Annotated in this window: 23 protein-coding genes, 1 pseudogene and 1 riboswitch; of the genes and pseudogenes, 11 read left to right on the top strand and 13 right to left on the bottom strand. The window is 55.7% G+C overall.

The features are described 5' to 3' along the window. The first annotated feature begins 42 nt into the window (after nucleotides 1-42). The 11 genes and pseudogenes from AAC621_RS08180 (at nucleotide 43) to rpmE (ending at nucleotide 9,508) form a co-directional block, all read left to right on the top strand. Entirely contained in the window at nucleotides 43-1,857 is a 1,815-nt protein-coding gene (locus AAC621_RS08180) for a DUF294 nucleotidyltransferase-like domain-containing protein (protein WP_340254148.1), read from the top strand. Nucleotides 1,858-1,904: 47 nt separating this feature from the next. Further along, a complete protein-coding gene (locus AAC621_RS08175) occupies nucleotides 1,905-2,438 on the top strand; it encodes a hypothetical protein (protein WP_340254146.1) in 534 nt (177 codons plus the stop codon). Nucleotides 2,439-2,477: 39 nt separating this feature from the next. Further along, nucleotides 2,478-4,466 carry a 3'-5' exonuclease gene (locus AAC621_RS08170; RefSeq protein WP_340254144.1) on the top strand — a complete coding sequence of 663 codons (1,989 nt, stop codon included), beginning with the start codon at nucleotides 2,478-2,480 and terminating at the stop codon, nucleotides 4,464-4,466. A gap of 200 nt (nucleotides 4,467-4,666) precedes the next feature. Beyond that, nucleotides 4,667-6,160, top strand: a complete 1,494-nt coding sequence (ffh, locus tag AAC621_RS08165) for a signal recognition particle protein (protein ID WP_340254142.1) — start codon at nucleotides 4,667-4,669, stop codon at nucleotides 6,158-6,160. A gap of 12 nt (nucleotides 6,161-6,172) precedes the next feature. Next, the gene (locus tag AAC621_RS08160; RefSeq protein WP_317655731.1) at nucleotides 6,173-6,478 is read left to right on the top strand and encodes a chorismate mutase; all 306 of its coding nucleotides are present in this window, start codon (nucleotides 6,173-6,175) and stop codon (nucleotides 6,476-6,478) included. Nucleotides 6,479-6,519: 41 nt separating this feature from the next. Next, nucleotides 6,520-6,918, top strand: a pseudogene (gene rpsP, locus AAC621_RS08155) (30S ribosomal protein S16); the annotation flags it as partial. Between the two features lie 210 nt (nucleotides 6,919-7,128). Further along, nucleotides 7,129-7,284, top strand: coding sequence for a hypothetical protein (locus tag AAC621_RS08150; protein ID WP_340254140.1), 156 nt, complete (start codon nucleotides 7,129-7,131; stop codon nucleotides 7,282-7,284). Beyond that, nucleotides 7,281-7,805: a ribosome maturation factor RimM gene (gene rimM / locus AAC621_RS08145; protein ID WP_340244548.1), complete on the top strand. Its 525-nt coding sequence runs from the start codon at nucleotides 7,281-7,283 to the stop codon at nucleotides 7,803-7,805. Before AAC621_RS08150 ends, rimM begins: the two co-directional genes overlap by 4 nt. After that, nucleotides 7,795-8,619 (top strand): tRNA (guanosine(37)-N1)-methyltransferase TrmD, encoded by an 825-nt coding sequence (gene trmD / locus AAC621_RS08140; RefSeq protein WP_340254138.1) that lies wholly within the window; start codon nucleotides 7,795-7,797, stop codon nucleotides 8,617-8,619. The genes rimM and trmD overlap by 11 nt, the downstream gene beginning before the upstream one ends. 266 nt (nucleotides 8,620-8,885) lie before the next feature. Then, the gene (rplS, locus tag AAC621_RS08135) at nucleotides 8,886-9,272 is read left to right on the top strand and encodes a 50S ribosomal protein L19 (RefSeq protein WP_317655735.1); all 387 of its coding nucleotides are present in this window, start codon (nucleotides 8,886-8,888) and stop codon (nucleotides 9,270-9,272) included. A gap of 14 nt (nucleotides 9,273-9,286) precedes the next feature. Continuing rightward, nucleotides 9,287-9,508 carry a 50S ribosomal protein L31 gene (rpmE, locus tag AAC621_RS08130; protein WP_317655736.1) on the top strand — a complete coding sequence of 74 codons (222 nt, stop codon included), beginning with the start codon at nucleotides 9,287-9,289 and terminating at the stop codon, nucleotides 9,506-9,508. A 176-nt stretch (nucleotides 9,509-9,684) separates the two neighbouring features. Here the strand turns inward: rpmE and AAC621_RS08125 are convergent, their stop codons facing one another. The 13 genes from AAC621_RS08125 to miaB all read right to left on the bottom strand — a co-directional run bounded on the left by AAC621_RS08125 (nucleotide 9,685) and on the right by miaB (nucleotide 23,210). After that, complete coding sequence (locus AAC621_RS08125) at nucleotides 9,685-10,512, bottom strand: phosphogluconate dehydrogenase C-terminal domain-containing protein (RefSeq protein WP_340254135.1); 828 nt, start codon at nucleotides 10,510-10,512, stop codon at nucleotides 9,685-9,687. Between the two features lie 204 nt (nucleotides 10,513-10,716). Continuing rightward, nucleotides 10,717-12,396, bottom strand: coding sequence for a 30S ribosomal protein S1 (gene rpsA, locus AAC621_RS08120; protein WP_340254133.1), 1,680 nt, complete (start codon nucleotides 12,394-12,396; stop codon nucleotides 10,717-10,719). Between the two features lie 208 nt (nucleotides 12,397-12,604). Then, nucleotides 12,605-13,201, bottom strand: coding sequence for a (d)CMP kinase (locus AAC621_RS08115; protein WP_317655741.1), 597 nt, complete (start codon nucleotides 13,199-13,201; stop codon nucleotides 12,605-12,607). Next, on the bottom strand, nucleotides 13,198-14,550 hold the full coding sequence (aroA, locus tag AAC621_RS08110; protein WP_340254130.1) for a 3-phosphoshikimate 1-carboxyvinyltransferase: 1,353 nt from the start codon (nucleotides 14,548-14,550) through the stop codon (nucleotides 13,198-13,200). The genes AAC621_RS08115 and aroA overlap by 4 nt, the downstream gene beginning before the upstream one ends. 76 nt (nucleotides 14,551-14,626) lie before the next feature. Further along, nucleotides 14,627-15,328: a tRNA (guanine(46)-N(7))-methyltransferase TrmB gene (gene trmB / locus AAC621_RS08105; RefSeq protein WP_340254127.1), complete on the bottom strand. Its 702-nt coding sequence runs from the start codon at nucleotides 15,326-15,328 to the stop codon at nucleotides 14,627-14,629. A gap of 59 nt (nucleotides 15,329-15,387) precedes the next feature. Further along, on the bottom strand, nucleotides 15,388-16,569 hold the full coding sequence (gene metK / locus AAC621_RS08100) for a methionine adenosyltransferase (protein WP_340254125.1): 1,182 nt from the start codon (nucleotides 16,567-16,569) through the stop codon (nucleotides 15,388-15,390). Between the two features lie 6 nt (nucleotides 16,570-16,575). After that, a riboswitch (SAM-SAH riboswitch) is annotated at nucleotides 16,576-16,625 on the bottom strand. Nucleotides 16,626-16,643: 18 nt separating this feature from the next. Continuing rightward, the gene (lnt, locus tag AAC621_RS08095; RefSeq protein WP_340254122.1) at nucleotides 16,644-18,164 is read right to left on the bottom strand and encodes an apolipoprotein N-acyltransferase; all 1,521 of its coding nucleotides are present in this window, start codon (nucleotides 18,162-18,164) and stop codon (nucleotides 16,644-16,646) included. Nucleotides 18,165-18,166: 2 nt separating this feature from the next. Then, nucleotides 18,167-19,066: a hemolysin family protein gene (locus AAC621_RS08090; protein ID WP_340254119.1), complete on the bottom strand. Its 900-nt coding sequence runs from the start codon at nucleotides 19,064-19,066 to the stop codon at nucleotides 18,167-18,169. Between the two features lie 44 nt (nucleotides 19,067-19,110). Then, nucleotides 19,111-19,605 (bottom strand): rRNA maturation RNase YbeY, encoded by a 495-nt coding sequence (ybeY, locus tag AAC621_RS08085; protein ID WP_340254116.1) that lies wholly within the window; start codon nucleotides 19,603-19,605, stop codon nucleotides 19,111-19,113. 11 nt (nucleotides 19,606-19,616) lie between these two features. Continuing rightward, nucleotides 19,617-20,636, bottom strand: a complete 1,020-nt coding sequence (locus tag AAC621_RS08080) for a PhoH family protein (RefSeq protein ID WP_445322497.1) — start codon at nucleotides 20,634-20,636, stop codon at nucleotides 19,617-19,619. 124 nt (nucleotides 20,637-20,760) lie between these two features. Continuing rightward, nucleotides 20,761-21,087, bottom strand: a complete 327-nt coding sequence (locus AAC621_RS08075; protein WP_340254113.1) for a hypothetical protein — start codon at nucleotides 21,085-21,087, stop codon at nucleotides 20,761-20,763. Nucleotides 21,088-21,098: 11 nt separating this feature from the next. Next, entirely contained in the window at nucleotides 21,099-21,641 is a 543-nt protein-coding gene (locus tag AAC621_RS08070; protein WP_340254110.1) for an OmpA family protein, read from the bottom strand. A gap of 246 nt (nucleotides 21,642-21,887) precedes the next feature. Continuing rightward, nucleotides 21,888-23,210 carry a tRNA (N6-isopentenyl adenosine(37)-C2)-methylthiotransferase MiaB gene (gene miaB, locus AAC621_RS08065; RefSeq protein WP_340244573.1) on the bottom strand — a complete coding sequence of 441 codons (1,323 nt, stop codon included), beginning with the start codon at nucleotides 23,208-23,210 and terminating at the stop codon, nucleotides 21,888-21,890. Between the last annotated feature and the right edge of the window lie 78 nt (nucleotides 23,211-23,288).

Genomic DNA, 23,288 nt, shown 5'->3' with positions numbered 1-23,288 from the left:
AGTCTAGGCTGAGCCAGACCGACCAAACAGACCCAGATCCAGATGCCAAAAGAAATCCTGACACTTCTGTCACAAACGCACCCCTATGACAGCTTACCGCATGATTATCTGGCGGAACTGGCAGGGCAGGTGAACCGCTCCATGGCGAAAGCGGGCGCTGTGATTTATCACGCGGGCGCGCCGCTTGAGGCGCTTTACCTCATCGTGTCAGGGCAGGTTGATATCACCGAACCCAATGGTGAACTGGTCTCGATCCTCGGCCCCAAAAACTCCTTCGGAGAGCGTGGCTTGATGCGCGATGGTATTGCGCCTGTCACCGCAACCGCCGTGAAACCAACCGAATTTTTGGAAATCTCGGCGCCACTTTTCCATAAATTGGTGAAAGAGCACCCCGCCTTTCTAGATTTCTTTGACCGCACCCGCCCAGCCCGCGCCAAGCGCAGTGCGTTGTCGACCCAAACCTTGGGCGATTTAATGACGCACAATCCTCTGACCTGCACAGCGCAAGACAGCTTGCTGAGCGCCGCGAAAAAGATGCGGGATCACCGCGTCTCTTGCTTGCTTGTCACCTCCAAAACGGGGGCGCTGCAAGGGATCATCACCACACGCGACTTAACCAATCGCGCTATGGCGGCGGGGCTGCCATCAGACACGGCCGTGGCTGAAGTGATGACGCGTGATCCCAAGACCTTGCCCGCCTCCGCCCTCGTGGCTGATGCGCTGCATTTGATGGTCGAGCATGGGTTTACCCATATGCCCGTCATGGATCGCGGGCAGCCCGAAGGCATATTAAGCCAGACCGATATGATGCGCTTTCAGGCGACCAGTTCCGCCTCAATCATCATGGATATCGCCTATGCCGCGAATAGCGCAGAAATTGCCAAATATGTAAAAGGCATCCCTGCCCTTTTGATGCAATTGGTTGGGGCAAATAATGATCATCAGGTGGTCACACGCCTGATCACCGATATCGGCGATGCCGCGACCCGGCGGTTGCTAAAACTTGCCGAAGACCATCTTGGGCCGCCGCCTGTGCCCTATCTGTGGCTGGCCTGCGGCAGCCAAGGTCGGCAAGAACAAACGGGCGTGTCCGACCAAGACAATTGCCTGATCATAGACGATGCCATGCGCCCAGAAGATGACGCGTATTTCGCCGCTTTGGCAAAATTCGTCTCGGATGGTTTAGATGAGGCAGGCTATTTCTACTGCCCAGGTGATATGATGGCGACCGCCGCGCGTTGGCGGCAACCCTTACGCGTTTGGCGAAACTATTTCTCGAAATGGATCAACAAACCTGACACCGAGGCGCAGATGTTGGCATCGGTGATGTTTGACCTACGGCCCATTGGCGGCACGATGGCCCTGTTTGACGATCTTCACGCCTCGACCCTTGCAGAGGCTTCGGGAAATTCGATTTTTGTGGCTCATATGATTTCCAATTCGCTCAAGCATACGCCCCCGCTTGGTCTCTTTCGGGGCTTTGCCACTGTTCGGTCAGGCGAGCATAAAGATCGCATTGATCTCAAGCATAACGGCGTTGTGCCCGTGGTGGATTTGGGGCGCATCTATGCGCTGAAAGGACAGTTGACCGAAGTAAACACCCGCGCGCGCTTGGTTGCCGCAATTGACGGAGGTGCGGTTTCTGCCTCGGGCGGACGGGATTTATTGGATGCCTATGACATGATCGCGGAAGCGCGGCTTGCGCATCAAGCGCGCAAAATACGCAATGGCCACGCGCCCGATAATTTCATGGCACCTGCTTATTTATCCGATTTTGATCGAAGTCATCTCCGCGATGCCTTCGTTGTGATTAAAACAATGCAATCGGCAATCGGACAGCAGAGCGGGTTTCTATAACCCCTGCGCCTGTTTTTGATTGCCACGAAAAGAGAAAGACCAACGAAATGCAAATGTTCCTCGTCCTTATTGCGGCACTGTCCTCAGCCTTTGCAGGGGCAGGCATCGCCTATGGCCTGCGCCGCCTGATAGGAGAGCGGATACCAAAATGGTTTGTGCCTGCGGGCGCAGGGCTGGCGATGATCCTGACCACGATATCCCTAGAATACTCATGGGCGCGCGGCGTCATGGCCACCCTGCCCACAGACACTGTAATGATCGCCACCCGCGAACAGCGCGCAGCTTGGCAGCCATGGACATATGTGAAGCCATGGATCAAAGGCTTTGTCGCGGTTACCCCGTCAGAGACTGTCGAAACAGTCGAAGGCTCGGGCCAATGGGTTGTGCAAACGCGCCTGCACGAGCGGTGGCAACCCGCGATCATCAAGCCTATCTTGGTGGATTGCACGACCCCCGCCCGCGCAGAGATTTTTCCAACCACCAGTTTTGATGCCGATGGCCGCGCCGAGAATGCCGATTGGTTAGCGGTTTCCCCTGATGATCCGTTGATTGCCGTGGTCTGCCCAACTCTGGGCGGCTAGGCCGCGTCACCGCTGCGGGAGGAGGAGGCCCGCACGCCCATGTTCACCCATCTTAGTTTGCGTTTGCGCATCTTTTTGTTCTTTGCGCTCTTGGCCTTTGGGGGCGCGGCCCTGCTGACTGCGGGTCTGGTGATCGGGTATGTTCGTTTGGGCGAGGATCACGCGCTATCGGCCTTTATCACCGCAGGGGCGGTAGGGGCATTTGCAATTATCGGCCTGTCTGCTTGGGTTTGGACGAAGTTCGATGAATATGTCGCCCGCCCCCTTGAGGCATTGGCCGCGGATATGCGCGCCCGCGCCCATGCCAATGTGGATGATGAAATCAATCCAAACTATGCGCGATATTTGGGTGATTTAGCCCCTGCTGCTGCGGCTGTTGCCGCGCATTTGACCGAAACGCGCAACGCAATGGCATTGGCCGTGGGGCGTGAAACAGCACGGCTCGGCCTTGAGAAGCAGCGGCTTGAAACCTTACTGGCTGAAATTCCCGATGGGGTCGTGTTCTGCACGCCTGACCATAAAATCGCGCTTTACAATGGCAAGATGCGGGATCTCTTCAATGATGATGAGGGGTTGGGTCTGAACCGCCCCCTTGATCAGCTTTTGCGCATGGCCCCCTTGCGGGAGGCTTATGGCAGGCTGTTGCGCGCACAGAGCGCCAAAGGCACGGATATTTTGGTAACAACCCGCCACGATGCACGCCTTTTCGAGGCACGGATGCGCTTATTCTGGCTCGAAGGTCAGGAAACAGCCGATCCTGCCTATCTCTTGTGCTTGCAAGACCGATCCAAGGATTTAGCACTGCATGGCACGCGCGAGGCCCTGTTTTCCGATTTAATTGAGGCCGTGGATGCCGTTTTGCGAGACCTGCCTCAAGGGGCGCCACGTGCACAGTTGGAAAAGACGTTGCGCGATGTGCAAAAAGAAAAGGTCAAAACCGATACAGCATGGTGGCCCCTTGAGCAGCTTGACCTATCCGATATTGCAATCGCGCTTGCCACGCGCTTGGCGCAAAAGGATATCCAACTGCAGTATGACGCGCTGCCTGACTTGCGACTGCGCGCCGATGGCTTTGCTATCAGCCGCTTGTTAGAGCGCCTGACGCTGTCATGGATTGGCGCGGGGGCGTCTGACATTCGACTTGCGGCCCGTCTGACAGAGGGAGAGGCCATTCTTGACTTGCAGGGAGATGCAAAGGCCCCTGACGCAGCACGGCTCAAAGACTGGTTAGACAGCCCCCTGATCACGGGCCATTCACGCTTTGCGGGGGCCGATGTTTTACGCAGCCACGGCGCCAAGATCAAAGCCACAGATCATAGGATCAGCCTGTCCCTAGCCGCCGCCCCCGAAGCGCTGCAAACGCCGCGCGTGATCCAATATGATTTTGACCTGTTGCAAACCGCACTGCCTGCTGAGCTGTCACAGGCCCCGTTAAAGAACTTGTCTTTCGTGGTGTTCGACACAGAAACCACCGGGTTGAACCCGCAAGTCGATGAAATCTGTCAGATTGCCGCGATGCGGATCGTAAACGGCAAATTGGTCGAGAGCGAACGCTTTGACACATTGGTCAACCCTGCGCGCAAAATCCCTGCGGCCTCAACAGCGGTGCATCACATCACCAATGAGATGGTGGCAGACGCCCCATCGGTTGTTGATGCCTTATCGCGGTTTCATCGCTTTGCCGATGGCGCGGTTCTGGTGGCCCATAACGCCCCCTTTGACATGGCCTTTCTACAGCGGCGTGAAGGGGCCATTGGCGCGCGTTTTGATCAGCCGATCTTAGACACTGTTCTGTGTTCGGCCATCCTTTTTGGTCAGTCTGCGGAACACACATTGGACGCGCTATGTGACCGCCTTAGCATCCGCATACCCGACAATGCCCGTCATACCGCACTTGGCGACACATTGGGAACGGCGCGGGCCTTTGTGAAGATGTTGCCCATGCTTGAGGCGACAGATATCCAAAATTTGGGACAGTTGATCACGGCCTTTGATCGTCATGCGCGGCTCTTGCGCCATTTGAACTAAGGCGCGAAGGCTTGACATTCCCTTGCCCGCGCGCGTACTAAGGGCACAACTTCCAGCAAGCTTTGGCTTTCTGGTCTTAGGATATGTCCAAGATCGCCCCCCGTCAGCGAGTTTCGCCCACGGGGGCCTTGGTGCATTGCAATGCGGTGGCCTGATGCACAGAACACCAAAGAGATGACGCGAAAAAGGGGCCTTGGCCAATGTTTGAAACACTTTCAGAACGCCTCTCCTCGGTCTTTGAGGGGCTGACAAAGCAAGGTGCTTTGTCTGCTGATGATGTGAAAACAGCCCTGCGCGAAGTGCGGGTGGCTTTGCTTGAGGCAGATGTCTCTTTGCCTGTGGCGCGTGAATTTATTCGCGCGGTCGAGAAAAAGGCCACAGGCGCTGCGGTGACCAAATCGGTGACCCCTGGTCAACAGGTCGTCAAAATTGTGCATGACGAATTGATCGCCACGCTTCAGGGCGAAGGCGAGATTGGCGCACTGAAAATAGACAACCCGCCTGCACCCATCCTGATGGTGGGTCTGCAAGGGTCAGGGAAAACCACAACAACCGCGAAACTGGCCAAGCGCCTGAAGGAGCGCGAAGGCAAGCGCGTGTTGATGGCATCCCTTGACACAAACCGCCCTGCCGCGATGGAGCAGTTGGCCATCCTTGGCCAACAAATTGGCGTGGATACCCTGCCCATCATCAAAGGTGAAAACCCTGAGACGATTGCAAAGCGCGCCAAAACCCAAGCAGGGCTTGGCGGCTATGATGTCTATATCCTCGACACCGCAGGGCGCTTGCATATTGATCAAGACCTGATCGCGCAGGCCGCAGCCGTGCGTGACATTGCCAACCCGCGCGAGACACTCTTGGTCGTGGATGGCCTCACGGGCCAAGATGCGGTGAATGTTGCACAGGAATTTGACGATAAAATTGGCGTCTCTGGCATCGTTTTGACCCGTATGGACGGCGATGGTCGCGGCGGCGCGGCACTGTCGATGCGCGCCATCACGGGCAAACCGATCCGCTTTGTGGGTTTGGGTGAAAAGCTCGAGGCGCTTGAGACATTCGAAGCACAGCGTGTCGCTGGCCGCATCTTAGGCATGGGCGATATCGTGGCCCTTGTTGAAAAAGCCCAGGAAACCCTAGAAGCTGAACAGGCGGAGCGCATGATGAAGCGCTTCCAAAAAGGTCAGTTCAACATGAATGACCTTAAAGGCCAACTAGAGCAGATGCTGAAAATGGGCGGGATGCAGGGCATGATGTCGATGATGCCGGGCATGGCCAAGATGCAAAAGCAGCTTGATGATGCAGGGCTTGATGACAAGGTGATCAAACGCCAGATCGCGCTGATCCAATCCATGACGAAGCGGGAAAGGGCCAACCCTGACCTTTTGCAGGCAAGCCGCAAAAAGCGCATTGCCGCAGGCGCAGGGCAAGATGTCTCTGACCTGAACAAACTTTTGAAAATGCACCGCCAGATGGCCGATGCGATGAAGAAGCTGGGCAAAATGGGCAAAGGTGGGATGCTCAAGCAGGGCCTTGGCGCATTAATGGGCAAAGGCGCACCCAAAGATTTGACGGGCATGGATCCTTCAGCAATGGATCCCAAAGCGATGGAGGCCGCAGCCCGCAAGATGGGGCTTGGCGGCTTGGGTGGCGGCGGCGGTCTGCCGCCCCTGACGGGCTTTGGCAAAAAGAAATAAAGGGATTGCATCATGACCGATACAGCCGCCCGCGCCGCAGCGCTGCTCAAGGAACATCGCGCCTCGATTGATCGCTTGGACGCAATCCTCGTCTATACTCTTGGCGAGCGGTTTAAGCACACCCAAGCCGTGGGGAAATTGAAGGCACAACATGATCTGCCCCCGTCCGACCCAGACCGCGAAGCCAAACAAATCGCGCGGCTTGAGCGTTTGGCTGAGGAGGCCGATCTCGACCCCGAATTCGCCAAGACCTTTCTGAAATTCATCATTCAGGAGGTCATCCGTCACCATGAACAACACATTGAAAACGGGCAATAAACAAAAACGCCCCGATCATCTATCCGAAGGAGAAGACTAACATGGCAATGAAAATCCGCTTGGCCCGTGGTGGCTCGAAAAAGCGCCCATTCTACAGCATCGTGGCCTCTGACAGCCGCATGCCCCGCGATGGCCGCTTCATCGAGAAGCTCGGCACATATAACCCGCTCTTGGCAAAAGACAGCGAAGATCGCGTGAAAATGAACATGGAGCGCGTGAAATACTGGCTCGAGCAGGGCGCACAGCCCACCGACCGCGTAAGCCGTTTCTTGGAAGCAGCTGGCGTGTTGGCCGCGAAAACCCGCAACAACCCGAACAAAGCTGTTCCAGGCAAAAAGGCACAAGAGCGCGCAGAAGAAAAAGCCGCTAAGGCCGCAGAAGCAGCCGAAGCAGCAGCCGCACCTGCACCTGCCGCAGAAGAGGCGCCCGCAGAAGAGGCCGTTGTTGAAGAAGCAGCTGCACCTGAAGAAACGCCTGCCGCTGAGGAAGCCGCAGAAGAAGCAGTTGCACCTGAAGAAGCGCCTGCCGCTGAGGAAGCCGCAGAAGAAGCAAAGGCTGAGTAATCAGCCCCCTGCCTTGCCCCCGCTTGTTATGTCTTGGGGGCAAGGCGGCCTTAGGGCCAAGCGTAGATGTGGCTTTGAGTATCTTAAATGCGCCGCCTGATCCTAATTTCGATCCTGTGCCTTGTCGCCTATATAGGTGGGCGCGTTGAAGAACGGCGCAATGCGCAAGCGGCCTGTCTTGCCCTTTCGGGCGAATGGGTCAGCGCAGATCGGTTATGCCTAAGAGAGGGCCCCGTGGAATGAGCGATCAAAACCTGATTTGTGTCGGTGCGATTGCAGGCTCCTTTGGCGTGCGCGGTGAAGTGCGCCTCAAAAGTTTTTGCGCCAATCCCGAAGATATCGGCACTTACACCCCGCTGTTTTCTGAAAAAGGCGATCGAAGCTTTGATCTTAAAATCACCCGTGCGGTCAAAGGTGGCTTTGCCGCGCGGGTTGTTGGGGTCATGACAAAAGAAGCGGCAGATGGCCTTCGCGGCACCCGTTTGTTTGCCCCGCGCACGGCCCTGCCCGCTCTTCCTGATGACGAGTTTTATCACAGCGACCTTCTCGGTCTTAACGTGGTCGACACAGGCGGCGCAGCGCGCGGCAAGGTGGCAGCCGTTTTGAACCATGGCGCAGGTGATATTCTCGAACTGCGCAGCGTGCCCAATCACAAAGGCAGCGTTCTTGTGCCCTTTACACAGGCGGTTGTCCCCACAGTTGACCTCAGCGCCAAGCGCATCGTGATTGATCCGCCAGAAGGCTTGTTTGACGATGACGTCTAAACCACCCCGCAGCTATGGCCGTCTGTCGATTTCGGCCAATGCCACCCCACGCGATTTGATGGGGCCGCAGCGCCTAAAGGATGCATGGTGCGCGAAGGTCATCACACTCTTTCCTGACATGTTTCCAGGTGTCTTGGGGGGCTCGCTGACAGGTAAGGCATTGCAAAGCGGTCTTTGGGCCTTAGACACTATCGACCTGCGCATCTTCGGCGAGGGCAAGCACCGCAATGTTGATGATACGCCCGCAGGCGGCGGCGCAGGGCTGGTCTTGCGTCCCGACATTTTGGGGCGCGCCATGGACATGGCCGCTGATAACACACCACGTGACCCTGCACGCTGGCCGCGTGTCTATCTGTCACCTCGGGGGCGGCCTTTTACACAGGCCGATGCCGCGCGCCTTGCGAGCTGTGACGGCATGACCCTTTTATGCGGGCGGTTCGAAGGGGTGGATCAACGTGTAATTGACCATTACGAGATGGAAGAAATCTCGCTGGGTGATTTTGTTCTGACGGGCGGCGAGATTGCCGCCCAAGCGGTGCTTGACGCCACCATTCGCCTTATTCCGGGTGTCTTGGGAAATTTTGACTCGACCCAAGAAGAAAGTTTTTCCAATGGCCTGTTGGAGCATCCGCATTATACCCGCCCCGCTGAATGGCGCGGGATGGCGATCCCCGAGGTTTTGACATCTGGCAATCACGCCCGCGTTGCGGAATGGCGCCATGCCCAAGCCGAGGCTTTAACGCAATCGCGCCGTCCTGATCTTTGGGCGGAATATCTCTCTAAACAGGGCAAGACAGGGCGCGATAAGGCTTGATCCTTTGGGATTTGCAGCCTATACGCCATCCGTCCGCAGTCGGAATCGGCTGATCGGGCCCCTTTGGTTTTTCTTGGGGCTTCGTCCCCGCGCTTTTGCGGAACTTCGGCGCAAGGCAGATTAGCCAAAGATCACATTAGGAAAGTCAGCGTGACCTCTGGCGGACACCCCCATATGGGAACAGGTGGATCCGGTCGAAGACCAGAGCTCTCAGATGCGACCACACCTTCGCGGAGCAACCGCGAGCATTTAGAGGAGAAGATCCAATGGATCTGATCGCACAAATCGAGGCGGAACAGATTGCCGCCCTTGGGAAGACCATTCCCGATTTCAAAGCTGGCGACACCATTCGCGTTGGCTTTAAAGTGACCGAAGGGTCGCGTTCTCGTGTTCAGATGTATGAAGGCGTTTGCATCAGCCGTAAAAACGGCAAAGGGATCGCAGGTTCGTTCACTGTTCGCAAAATTTCATTTGGTGAAGGCGTAGAGCGCGTATTCCCCCTCTACTCGACCAATATCGATTCAATCGAAGTGGTGCGCCGCGGCCGTGTTCGCCGTGCGAAGCTGTACTACTTGCGTGATCGCCGTGGTAAGTCGGCCCGTATCGCCGAGAAAACAAACTATCGCGAACTCAGCGATAATGCCGAAGCGTAAGAAGGGCTTAGACGATGAAAAAAGACATCCATCCCGATTACCACGTCATCGATGTCAAAATGACCGATGGTACCGTTGTTCAGATGAAATCCACTTGGGGTTCCGAGGGCGATACGCTTGCGCTGGATATTGACCCTTCCGTGCACCCTGCATGGACAGGTGGTGGCGCGCGCTTGATGGATACAGGCGGCCGCGTTTCCAAGTTCAAAAAGAAATACGAAGGTCTGGGTTTCTAATCCAAACCCACCTGACTATTTCAAAACACCGTCCCTTTGGGACGGTGTTTTTTATTTTAACCACAATTTAAATGTCTTTGCTGCTTAACAGTGCTGAATTCCTTCCGTGTATTGAATGTCAACAGAATGCACCCCAAATGGCACAGCTCTTTCAATTCAGCAGGTGGTATTTCGGGTTATGTAATCCGGCGAATGGACGCCATGATTTCATCCCGCTCGAAGACGTTTTGCCAATCATCGCGCATCAGGGCTGGGATGCCGAATTCGATTGCTTTGTTGCACGCGTCCGAGAAAACACCGTCCTGAACATTAAAGATTACAGCACCCAAAATGTTCATATGACCGAGCAAGAAGTCACGTGCGCATTCCTCAGAAACGCCAGTTTTCACAACTTCGTCCATCGCTTGTTTCATCACGACCAGAAGCGAGGCACAGACGGTTTCGGACAGGCCAGGTTCTAGGTAGGCCATCTGTTCGACCGTCACGCGGTATGTGGTGCGCACGGGCGCGTAGATCGCTTTCGCCACCTCATCGCCGATCGCGTAGTGCTCTTCTGGGCCCTGCATCAGGGCATTCACGACGCCCTGCGGATGAGCCACCCCACCGAAACGATCGAGGCGCGCAGCTTCTTTGGCTTCATTGTGGTAGATCATCGGGTGACATGGGTGGGTCACAAAGTAAGTGATATCTTTTCGTTCTGGCAAATGGCCCGCGAAAGGTGCAGCCGCATCGAGGATCACAACCATTGTGCCTGGGTTCAGTTTGTCGACGATGCTTGTGGCGACAGCGCCAATGGCCGTATCCGGAACAGCAAGAAGCACGACGTCAGCGTTAGCAATTGCGGTCTCAGCATCAACGCAATCAACACCAACGGCCTCTTTTAGGCGTGCGCGGCCAGCTTCGCTCACTTCAATGTGGGACACATCAAAGTCAGTTTTAGCCAAATTGAGAGAGCATCGGACTCCCATTTTGCCACCAGCGCCAAAAACTGCCACGTTCGTCATAATATGTTCTCCTACCGCTCTATCCGAGCCCCTTGCATGCTATGCATCTCTGCCCTGCCCACATTGATACTTCGTTTGCCCGTGAAGCGCAAAAGATGAAAATTCTATCAGCTACGACGGCCTATCATACAGAAATAGAAAAAGCCCCGCTCTGCAGAGCGGGGCTTTTTCATTTCATAGCGGGGTCTAAAGCCAGCGCGATGATTACTCATCTTTGTTCAAGGCAGCTCCAAGAATATCGCCCAAGCTTGCACCAGAATCGGATGAGCCATACTGCTCGACCGCATCTTTTTCTTCGGCGATTTCGCGTGCCTTGATCGACAGACCCAGTTTGCGGGTCTTTACATCGATATTGGTTACGCGCACATCAATCTTGTCACCAACCGAGAAACGGTCAGGACGCTGATCACCGCGGTCGCGACTGAGGTCCGAGCGGCGAATGAAGGATTTCATGCCTTCATATTCCACTTCCAGACCACCTTCTTCGATCGAAGTCACAACAACAGTGATGACCGAGCCACGTTTCACGCCGCCAACTGCATCTGCGAATGGGTCGCCATCAACGGCTTTGATCGACAAGGAGATACGTTCTTTCTCAACGTCAACTTCGGAAACAACCGCCTTGACCATATCGCCTTTGTGGTAATCGCCGATCACATCCTCGCCACGGCCTTCCCATGTCAGGTCAGACAGGTGAACCATACCGTCAATGTCGTTGTCGAGGCCGATGAACAAACCAAATTCAGTGATGTTCTTGATCTCGCCTTCAACCGCGGTGCCAACAGGATGGGTTTCTGCAAACACTTCCCATGGGTTGCGCATGGTCTGCTTGAGGCCAAGCGATACGCGGCGCTTGGAGCTGTCGATCTCCAGAACCATTACTTCAACTTCTTGGCTGGTCGAAACGATCTTGCCAGGATGCACGTTTTTCTTTGTCCATGACATCTCAGACACGTGCACAAGACCTTCAACGCCAGGCTCCAGCTCAACAAATGCACCGTAATCGGTGATGTTGGTCACGCGGCCCATGTGAACGGATTCAAGCGGGAATTTCGCTTCAACGGAATCCCATGGATCGTCCAACAGCTGCTTCATGCCGAGGCTGATACGATGGGTGTCTTTGTTGACCTTGATCACCTGAACCTTCACGGTCTCACCAATTGTGAGAACCTCTTTTGGATCATTCACACGGCGCCATGCCATGTCGGTGACGTGCAACAGGCCGTCAACACCGCCCAAGTCAACAAATGCGCCGTATTCGGTGATGTTCTTGACCACACCATCCACGATGTCGCCTTCGCCCAGTTTGCCGATAACTTCGGCGCGCTGCTCGGCGCGGCTTTCCTCAAGGATTGCACGGCGGGACACAACGATATTACCACGGCGGCGATCCATTTTCAGGATTTGGAATGGCTGCTTGAGGCCCATCAAAGGCCCTGCATCCCGCACGGGGCGCACGTCAACCTGAGACCCAGGCAAGAACGCAACAGCACCGCCAAGATCAACGGTGAAGCCGCCTTTGACGCGGCCAAAGATTGCACCATCGACACGCTCTTCTGCGGCATATGCTTTTTCCAAGCGATCCCATGCGGCTTCGCGGCGGGCCATTTCGCGGCTCAGAACCGCTTCGCCACGCGCGTTTTCCACATTGCGCAAGTAAACCTCTACCTCATCACCAACTGCGATTTCGGGGGCCTCGCCGGGATTTGCGAATTCTTTAAGGTCGATGCGGCCTTCCATTTTGTAGCCCACATCAATGATGGCTTGGCCCGCTTCGATTGCGATGACCTTACCAGTGACAACCGCACCTTCTGCGGGGGTATCAATCTCGAAGCTTTCGTTCAGAAGGGCTTCGAATTCTTCCATAGTTGCTTTAGCGCACATAAATATTCAGTTCCTTTTCATAGAGCTATTCGGGCCATGCGGTTGTCTCCGCAGGTCTTTGGTTTCGTTTTCAATCGCCCCCTCGAAAATGATGAAGGGCCGGAGGATATCCCGACCCTGCTCAATCCGAGACGTTGACCGTCTGCTTGATTGCGTGGCTCATACAGTCATTGCGCCAGTATGACAAGGGTTTTGGCCATTTTTCACACTAGCCCTTGAGGCGGGCTGTCACATGTTCTGCCGCAAGGCGAACAGCTGCCTCAATGTCCAAATCGCTGGTGTCGATCACCACCGCATCCTCGGCGGCACGCAATGGGGCATCTGCACGCGACATATCGCGGCTGTCGCGCTCAATGATCTCGTTCAAGATCTGCGCTTCATCTCCCCCAAGTTCCAAATAGCGGCGATGCGCGCGCACTTCGGGGCGGGCTGTGATGAATAATTTCAAATCCGCATCGGGGCAGATCACCGTGCCAATATCGCGCCCATCCAAAACGGCGCCGCCACTTTGACGGGCAAACTCGCGTTGAAATGTCACCAAGGCACTGCGCACCTCGGGGATCACAGCAACTTTTGAGGCGGCTTGCCCCGCCGCATGGCTGCGCAGATCAGTGCGGGCCAGATCGGCGGCTGTCAGATTTTGCGCGGCCATCTCAGGCGCGGCGCCATCGGCCACTTTTGCCCCAACGGCCCGATAAAGCAGGCCTGTATCGAGATGGGCAAAGCCAAATTGATCAGCCAAGCGGCGGCTTATCGTGCCCTTACCTGCGGCCGCAGGCCCATCAATGGCGACCGTGAAAATCAAACGTCCACCTCGCCAAGCGTGGCGCCAAGCCCCCGCATCAGGTCAATGAAGATGGGGAATGAAGTCGTAATTGGCCCGCCATCATCAATTTGCACGGGTTCTTTCGTGGACAGCCCCAAGCACAAGAAAGACATGGCGATCCGATGATCCAAATGCGTTGCACATATCGCGCCGCCTTGCACACCGCCCGCACCGCGGCCCTGCACAATCCACCAATCAGGGCCATCTTCCACCTCAACCCCATTTGCGCGCAGACCTGTGGCCATGGCATCAATGCGGTCGCTTTCCTTGACGCGCAGTTCTTTGACCCCGCGCATCACAGTCGCGCCCGTGGCATTCGCGGCCACAACCGACAGAATTGGGTATTCATCAATCATACTTGCGGCGCGCTCAGGCGGAACTTCGATCCCCTTGAGACGAGGTGAGAAACGCGCACGGATGTCTGCCATAGGCTCTCCGCCTTCATCGCGGATGTTTTCATAGGTCAAATCCGCCCCCATCTCGATCAGGGTTTCAAACAAACCTGCGCGGGTGGGGTTAAGTCCGATATTTGGCACCAATACATCTGAGCGTTCCGTGATAAGCGCCGCACAAATTGGAAAGGCCGCGGAGGAGGGATCACGGGGCACAGTGATATCCTGTGGGCGCAATTCTGGTTGGCCCTCTAAGGTGATCACGCGCCCCTCATCGGTCTGCTCGCTCGCAATCGTTGCGCCAAAACCCGCAAGCATCCGTTCGGTATGGTCCCGCGTGGCCTCTTCTTCGATGACCACAGTTTGTCCGCGCACATTCAAGCCCGCCAACAGAACCGCAGATTTGACCTGCGCTGATGGCACAGGCAACTTATAGCGCACAGGCACGGGGGTTTCCGCACCGATAATCGTCATCGGCAAGCGCCCTCCTGAGCGCCCAAAGGCCTGTGCACCAAAAAGGGCGAGCGGGTCTGTGACCCGTGCCATGGGGCGCTTATTGAGGCTTGCATCGCCTGTAAAGGTGGCGGCAATTGGGGTTGTGGCCATAGCCCCCATAATCAGACGCACACCCGTTCCAGAATTGCCGCAATCAATCACATGATCAGGCTCGGCAAAGCCACCAACACCAACGCCGTCCACATGCCACTCGCCATCCCCAATACGCGTTACGCGGGCACCAAAGGAGGCCATCGCCTTGGCCGTATCCAAAACATCTTGCCCCTCAAGCAACCCTTTGATGCGCGTTTGCCCAATGGCCATCGCCCCAAAAATAAGGCTGCGATGCGAGATGGATTTATCGCCTGGCACATGCGCCTCGCCCGACAAACCCGCGGATTTCCGCGCCTGCATTTTGATAGGTTTTCCGTGGGCAGACATGCTTCATTCCCTCGCAAATTAACTTGGCCCATCTGATAGCGGTGACAGCCCGCCGCGTCCACAGGCTTTGAGGGTATTACCCCAATCGGCGGAAGGTCAGATAATGGGGAACCCGCCCCTCCCGCAGGGCTTTTTGTTCGTAACGGGTGGAAATCCAATCGCCCCAAGGTTTGCGCCAATCCTCTGGCCCTTCGGCCAACCATTCAAACCCTACCTTTGGAACTTCCTCCAATGTCTGGCGGACATAGTCGGGAATATCAGTGGCAACCCGAAAAATCGCGCCGGGCTGCAAAACCCGCGCTAAAGGTTCCAAATGCTCAGGCGTGACGAAACGGCGGCGATGGTGGCGTTTCTTCGGCCACGGATCAGGATAAAGCAAAAACGCACGCGCTATTGATGCATCAGGCAGCACATCAAAAATATCGCGCACATCGCCCGGAAAAACCCGCAGATTGGCGACACCGCTGGCGCGGATTTTGCCAAGCAGCATGGCCACGCCATTGATATAGGGCTCGCAACCAATCAATCCGACATTGGGGTTCAGCGCGGCTTGGTGCACCATGTGCTCGCCGCCGCCAAACCCGACCTCAAGCCAAACATCGCGCCCGCCAAACAGCGTCTCAAGATCAAGGGCTGTGCGATCGGGGTTCTCGTCCCAATCAACCGCGCCAGGACTAAGCTTGGCCAAGTCCTGTTCCAAATAGGCTGCTTGGCTGTCGCGCAGGTTATGCCCTTTACGGCGGCCATAGAAATTGCGGTGGGGTCTGGCTTCGGTCATCTTTGAAAGAAGGCCCCACCAAAATCGGTCAGGGCCATACTCCATGTGCAAGGTTCAAATTAGAGCGCGGATTTGATCGCATCGACCAGATCAGTGCGCTCCCACGAGAAGCCACCATCTGCCTCGGGGGCGCGGCCAAAATGGCCATAGGCCGCGGTGCGCTGGAAGATTGGCTTATTCAAACCCAAATGCAGGCGAATGCCGCGTGGGGTCAGGTTCATCGCCTGCGCCACGGCGCGCTCAATCGCGGCCTCATCGACATTGCCCGTGCCATGTGTGTCGGCATAGATCGACAAAGGCTTGGCCACGCCAATCGCATAGGAAAGCTGAATAGTGCAGCGATCTGCAAGACCCGCAGCCACCACGTTTTTCGCCAAATAGCGCGCCGCATAGGCGGCTGAGCGATCCACCTTGGTTGGATCTTTGCCCGAGAACGCACCGCCGCCATGTGGGGCCGCGCCACCATAGGTGTCTACGATGATCTTGCGCCCTGTGAGGCCCGCATCGCCATCAGGGCCACCAATGACGAATTTACCCGTTGGGTTAACGTGCCATTCTGTGGCGGCGGTCAGCCACCCCTCGGGCAGCACTTCGCGGATATAAGGCTCGACCAAGTCCCGCACACCAGCGGAGGTCATGCTTTCGTCCAAATGCTGTGTCGACAAAACCAAGGAAGTGATTTCAACTGGCTTGCCATCCTCATAGCGCACAGAAAGCTGCGATTTCGCATCTGGCCCAAGCTGCGGGGCCGCGCCCGATTTGCGTGCCTCAGCCAAACGGCGCAGGATCGCATGGGAATATTGGATCGGGGCGGGCATCAGATCAGGGGTTTCATTGGTGGCAAAGCCAAACATGATCCCTTGGTCGCCTGCACCCTCGTCTTTATCCTCTGCGGCGTTCACGCCTTGTGCGATATGGGCGGATTGCTCGTGCAAGAGGTTGGTGATCTCACAGGTTTTCCAATGGAATTTGTCCTGCTCATACCCAATGTCGCGGATACACGCGCGGGCGATATCTTCGATACGGCCCATGTAGTCGCGCAGCTTATCTTGGTCGGACAAACCAACCTCGCCGCCGATAACAACGCGATTGGTCGTGGCGAAAGTCTCGCAGGCAACACGCGCTTCGGGTTCTTCGGACAAAAACGCGTCCAAGACCGCATCAGAGATACGATCGCATACTTTATCAGGATGACCTTCCGAAACGGATTCGGAGGTGAAAACATAGTGCTTACGGGACATAATAAGTGCTCCATTGGGATTAAAGCCGCCACGTCAGGAAGCCGTTGTGGGGCCAAGATTGCGCCGCTTTATCTTCAACTGCGGGTGGGATCAACCATGTCAACACGCCGCTTACGCAAAAATGCGCCCAAGAGCCCGAAAAGCATCGCCCCATAAGCTACATCCCCAAACCGCGCATAAAGGGTCGTGGGTAAGGATGGGGGCAAGGTGGCATCAATCACACCCATCTCTCCCATTCCCAAAGCAGACATGATTTCGCCACGCGCATCTATCACGGCGCTGACCCCTGTATTGGCGGCGCGCAAAACGGGCAAACCTTGCTCTGCTGCGCGCAGCTGAAGCAGGGCCAAATGCTGGTACGGGCCTGAAAACTGACCAAACCACGCATCATTGGTGGCATGGAACATCCAATCAGGGCGCGGCACATCCGTGATATAATGCGGGAAAATCGCCTCGTAACAGACCATCGGGAACACCGTTCCAAGATCTGCGCCGAGGTCAAAGACCTGTGGCCCTGACCCGCGTGAGAAACTTAGACCCATGCGATTTGCGAGCCCGTGCAACCCCATCTCGCGCGCAAGGGATTGCAAGGGCATATATTCCCCGAAAGGCACCAAATGATGCTTATCATAGGTTGCAGTCACTGCGCCGGTTTGATCCACCAAGGCAAGGGAGTTATAAGCAACCTCCCCGTCAAGACGTTGTGCGCCCAAAAACAATATGCCACCGCCTGCAGCAGAGGCCAGATCCTGGCGGATGGTTTCAGTATTCTCCAAGAGCGAAGTTAAAACCGTTTCGGGATAAAGCACCAAATCGGGCCGTGCGCCCCCTGCCTCACGGACGGGCAGAGCGGTGAGATCAAGAATCCGATCTTGAAAAAACGGCTTCATCTCAGGCCGCCATTTGAGGTCTTGTGCAGCATTGGGTTGAATGATGCGGATGAGCGGCGCATCTGGGGCCGCCTGTGGCGCGGGAAAGACTGGCATGAACACCCAAAGCGCCACAATGCCGCCCAACAGCCCCCCAACGAAACGCCACGCGCCGTTAATTGTAAAATGGGCCAAAAGACCCGCCGCACCGAGCAACAGGAGGCCCATCCCATGCGCACCGATGACCCCTGCCAAAATCCGTAGATTGGTGCCAATCATGGCGTGGCCAAACATTGCCCAAGGAAACCCCGTCAGGATATAGCCGCGCAGATATTCCCCGAATGACAGCGCCAGAACTATCGCCATGATGCGGGCCGCGCGGCCTTGGGGACGGGCCAAGGCGCAGATCACCCAGACGGGCAGTGCGAAAAACAGGGCCAACCCACCTGATAAGCCCAAAATCGCGAAAGGGGCCATCCACCCCTCTTGCGCTGCATAGACCATGAAGGGCTCGACAATCCAATGCAGCGCAAGGATGAAGTAGCCCAATCCCCCCCAAAACGCAGAAACCGCGGCGGCCTTAGGGGTTGGCGATTGGGCCAAGAGATAGATCAAAGCGCCCAATCCCAACGGGATCGCGATGAGTATGTTAAACGGCGCAATGCCCAGAGCCGCGCCTAAACCTGCGCAAAATGCCAACAGACGTGGATCGCGCAGCCGTGTCATGATCACGCAGCGTCACCTTTGGGCAATCGCACACGCAACCGTTTGATCCGCCGCGCATCGGCATCGACAACTTCAAACTCGGCACCAGAAGGATGCGGAACGATTTCCCCGCGCGCGGGAATACGCCCCGTTAGTTTGAACACCAAACCACCAAGGGTGTCTATTTCCTCATCTTCGTCAGTGTCCAGCAGTTTGATCCCAATCTCGGCTTCAAACTCGTCTAATGGGGCGCGGGCAAGGGCGAGATAAGCGCCTGATTTCTCATGGCTCCATGGGCTGTCTTCTTCGACATCATGCTCATCTTCAATCTCACCGATGACCTGTTCGATCAAATCTTCGATGGTCACCAAACCATCGACACCGCCATATTCATCAATCACCAAAGCCATATGGGTGCGCTCGGTCTGCATTTTTTGCAGAAGCACCCCAATCGGCATGGAGGGCGGTGCATAAAGCAAGGGCCGCAGCATAGAGCGTAAATCGAAATCACCGTCCGACTTGTGAAAGCCATGGCCTAAAGCAACGTCTTTCAAATGGACGAGGCCGATGGGGCTATCGAGGGTGCTATCGTAAACAGGTAGGCGCGTGTTGCCGCTTTCGCGAAACACCGCGATGAGATCGTCAAGGCTGATATCAGCGGGCACCGCCGTTATCTCGACACGCGGGATCGACACATCCTCGACCCGCAAACGGCGCAGATTGGACATGCCAAATTGCGCAAAGGATTTACCCTCGCTTGCGGGGTGGCTCAAGCTTTCGCCTTCGGCATGATCTGCATGATCGGGGTCTGATGGGCTAGACCCAAAAAGACGGGAGAAGAAACTTTGCCTTTGCGGCAGAGGCTCGTCATCAAGGGGCGCGCTTTGCGCCGCGATAGACGAGGGTTCGGGATTTGAGCTCATAGCCCCTTTCCAAGGTTACACTGACAAAACTCGTGCCATCCACCCTAATATGGGTCAGCAACCCCCAGTCTGGCAAGGATGCGTGTCTCTAAACTTTCCATCACCGTGGCATCGGGGTCATTTACATGATCAAATCCCAACAAATGAAGGATCGAATGAACCATCAAATGGGTCAAATGATCATCAAAATCTTTGCCCTGCTCCTCCGCCTCGCGGGCGCAAGTCTCATAGGCGACTGCAATATCGCCCAATTCATGTGGTGGGCCATCCGCGGCGGGGGTCGGCAATTGGGGCATTTGACCAAGGGGCAGATCAATCTCTTCTACGGGCCAAGACAACACATTGGTCGGTGTCGGCTTGCCGCGAAAATCGCTGTTTAGGGTTGCGATGCGGGTATCGTCACAGGCCAAAACCGAAACTGCAAACCGCGCAGGATCAAGCCTAAGCTCGGCACATATACCTTCTGCCGCGCGCGCAGTGACATCTTCAATGTCACAGGCCTGCCACGCAGGGTTTTCCATCAGAATGTCAATTTCCATGCGCCTTGCGCCTAACCTTTAACCTCATCGGCGTCATAGGCCTCGATAATCTTGGCGACCATCGGATGACGCACCACATCTTTTGCGGTGAAATAGTTAAAGCTGATCCCTGAGACAGCACCCAAAATGCGTTCGGCCTCAGCAAGGCCAGAATTTACGCCACGCGGCAAATCAACCTGACTGCGATCACCCGTGATAACCATGCGGCTGCCGCGTCCCAGACGGGTCAAGAACATCTTCATTTGCATTGTGGTTGCGTTTTGGGCTTCGTCCAAAACCACATAGGCATTGGCCAATGTCCGCCCCCGCATAAACGCCAAAGGTGCAATTTCAATGGTTTTTTCTTCCATAAATTTCTGCAATTGCCGACCGGGCAGAAAATCGTGCAGCGCATCATAAAGGGGCTGCATATAGGGATCGACCTTGTCCTTCATATCCCCAGGCAAGAATCCCAAACGCTCGCCCGCTTCTACGGCGGGGCGCGACAAGATGATCCGATCCACATGGCCATTGATCAAGCGGTTCACAGCGACAGCAACCGCCAAATAGGTTTTTCCCGTTCCCGCAGGGCCGATCCCAAAGGCCAGTTCGTTTTTCAGCAAGTTTTGAACATAGGCTTTTTGCGCATCGGTGCGAGGCTCGACCGTTTTCTTGCGGGTGCCGATTTCCAACGAGGATGCACCAAACATTTCAATCTGGTCACCCGCGCTAACGCCTGTCCCCTCAACAGAGCCACGCATACGGATTGCGCCCTCGACATCTTCGGCCTCTACTGATTTTCCTGCCTCTAATCGCGCATAGAGACTGCCCAAAACTTCGGCCGCGCGCTCCCGCGCCTCGCCATGCACGACCAATTGGTTGCCACGGCGAATGATCTGCACCAATAGCGTTGTTTCAATTTGCGTGAGATTTCGGTCGAATTCTCCACAAAGGTCGATCAGAAGGCGATTGTCAGGAAAGCTCAGCTGCAAATCCGCAGGGGGGCCAGATTTAGGGGTGGCGGGTGCGCTCAACGTGGACAATGCCAACATACTCTCCTTCGCTCAGAGAAGATTCCTGAGTTGAGAGTGCCAAGCCCTCGCAGCCAAATCAATAGCTAGTGTGATATGCACGAAAATTTCACATATCTAGGCGACAGATGACCGATTTTTGCGCCTAGAACAGACCAGAGGAGCGAGTATCAGGCACAACCCCACCTGTAGCGTAGTCACCAACAACTGAATTTGGCAGCGCAAGAGCCGTGCAAACAGGCAAGCCAGACACGGGATCACGGCGGCGCGACCAATACCCTTCCGCGCCATCGTCAATCATCCAAATGTGGCAACCATCAGGGTCGAGATAGATGGCGGCCTGTAACTGGCTCAGGTCTTTTGCGTCAAAACCGCGATCACGATTACTCGCAATTGGGCGGTCTAGACCTGAACAACCCGACAAAAATGTAGCCGCCCTGATTAGGGTAATCGCCAAATATCGCTGACGCATCATGGCCCCCTTCATCTATAACATACGATTTCAACGCGGCGGTTGCGCTGCATATTGGAGGTGCTGTCATTGGGCGCAATTGGTCGGCGTTCGCCATAGCCAATTTCACGCGCCACGCACGCCCCAACACCGTGCGCCACATTGGCCACCGATTCGGCACGGGCCTGCGAGAGGCGGATATTGTATTCATCTGAGGTGCGCGCATCACTATGCCCATAAATCGCATAGGCAAACGCACCCGCCGAGCGGAAAAACTGTTCCAACTGCGCGCGACCATTTGCGGTCAAATGCGCGCTGTCTGTCGCGAAAAAAACATCGCTATTCGTCACTGCGCAGGCGTTGACGCGCATACAGACAGGCATCCCCGTTTGGGGATTCACACGTCCCTCCATGTAGCCCTCAAGACCGCCATCGGCGACCCAATGCATACAGCAGTCAGGATCAATCCAGATCCCCGGCTGCACGCGGCCAGAAATAGACCCACTCTGCGCCGCCGCGAATTGTGGCACAAAGGCAAGCAGCCCAATCGCCAAAAACCGCACGGCATGTGCCATTCCATGTTGGATAAGCTTTTCAAAAGCACGCCCAATCTCAAAATTCTTTCCCTGCGACCATCCAGCTAAAATGCGGAAGAATGGTTAACAGCGCGATTATTCGAGAGAATATCCGAGCAATTTCGCTTCGGAAAGAAAAATATATCAATATTTAGATATAAATTGAGAAAAAATCTCAACAAATTGTTAGAAATTGTTCCTATTGGGGCATCCTAACCGCCAAAGGCCACCCCAGACATCCGCAGACTATACCAACGCGCCTGTCAAGGAATTGGTGGCAGACTTAATGATTCGAACCATTGCCACTTGGCCAATTAATTCCGCGGGCGCGATAGCATGAACCGAATGCAAATAGCCCGATTTCCCAATCAATTGCCCTTCTTGGCGCCCATGCTTTTCAAACAGAACTGGCATTTCGCGCCCCACCATACCGTCTTGAGCCGCCCTTTGTTGTTCGGTCAAAAGCGCCTGCAATTCTTGCAAACGGGCATCTGCAATCTCAGGCGCGACATCTGCACGCTCGGCTGCGGGCGTGCCGGGACGCGCGGAATATTTGAAGGAATAGGCCTGTCCGTAATTCACTTTGCGCACCAAATCCATCGTTTGCGCGAAGTCTTCATCTGTCTCGCCGGGGAAGCCCACGATGAAATCCCCTGACAGCAACAAATCAGGGCGCGCGTCACGGATGCGTGCGATCAGGTCGAGATAGTCCTGCGCGGTATGTTTGCGGTTCATCGCTTTGAGAATACGATCAGACCCCGATTGCACAGGCAAATGAAGATAGGGCATCAGCTTGTCACAATCGCCAAAAGCCGCGATCAGGTCATCTTCCATGTCATTAGGGTGCGATGTGGTAAAGCGGATACGCGCCAAATCTTCGATTTTCGCCAATTCACGGATCAGGCGCGCAAGCCCCCATTCACGCCCATCCTCATCTTGCCCATGATAGGCATTCACATTTTGCCCCAAAAGCGTGATTTCGCGCACGCCGCGTTCGACCAGATCGCGCGCCTCCCCCAAAATGCGCGCAACGGGGCGACTGACCTCAGCGCCGCGGGTATAGGGCACAACGCAAAACGCACAGAATTTGTCGCAGCCTTCCTGCACCGTCAAAAACGCACAAGGCCCGCGCTTAGCACGGCGATCTTTTGGCAGATGCAGAAACTTATCTTCTTCGGGGAAATCCGTATCAAGGGCCTTTTCCCCTGCCTCAACCGCGCGCATCATGGCAGGAAGACGGTGATAAGTCTGCGGGCCAACGACCAAGTCCACAATCGGTTGACGGCGCATAATCTCTTCGCCTTCGGCCTGCGCGACACAGCCCGCAACACCGATTTTCAGATTGGGGTTTTCATCGCGCAAAGGTTTCAGGCGGCCCAATTCCGAGTAGATCTTTTCCGATGCCTTCTCGCGAATGTGGCACGTGTTCAGCAGGATCATATCCGCTTCTTCCGCACTGCCCACCTGCTCATAGCCCTGACCAGACAGCGCCTCTGCCATACGCTCGCTGTCATAGACATTCATCTGGCAGCCATAGGTTTTCACGAATAGCTTTTTGGGTTCAGTCATTGCATGGGGCCTTTTTCGCAGATCGCAGCACAGGGTCATTTAGCCCAAGAGGGGGCGCACATCAACGCATGTGACCCA

The organism is Roseobacter sp. HKCC-CH-9208, assembly GCF_037805125.1.
Classification (GTDB): Bacteria; Pseudomonadota; Alphaproteobacteria; order Rhodobacterales; family Rhodobacteraceae; genus M30B80.
Note: the sequence above shows the minus strand (reverse complement) of the source record. Positions and strands in the feature narration are given on the sequence as shown.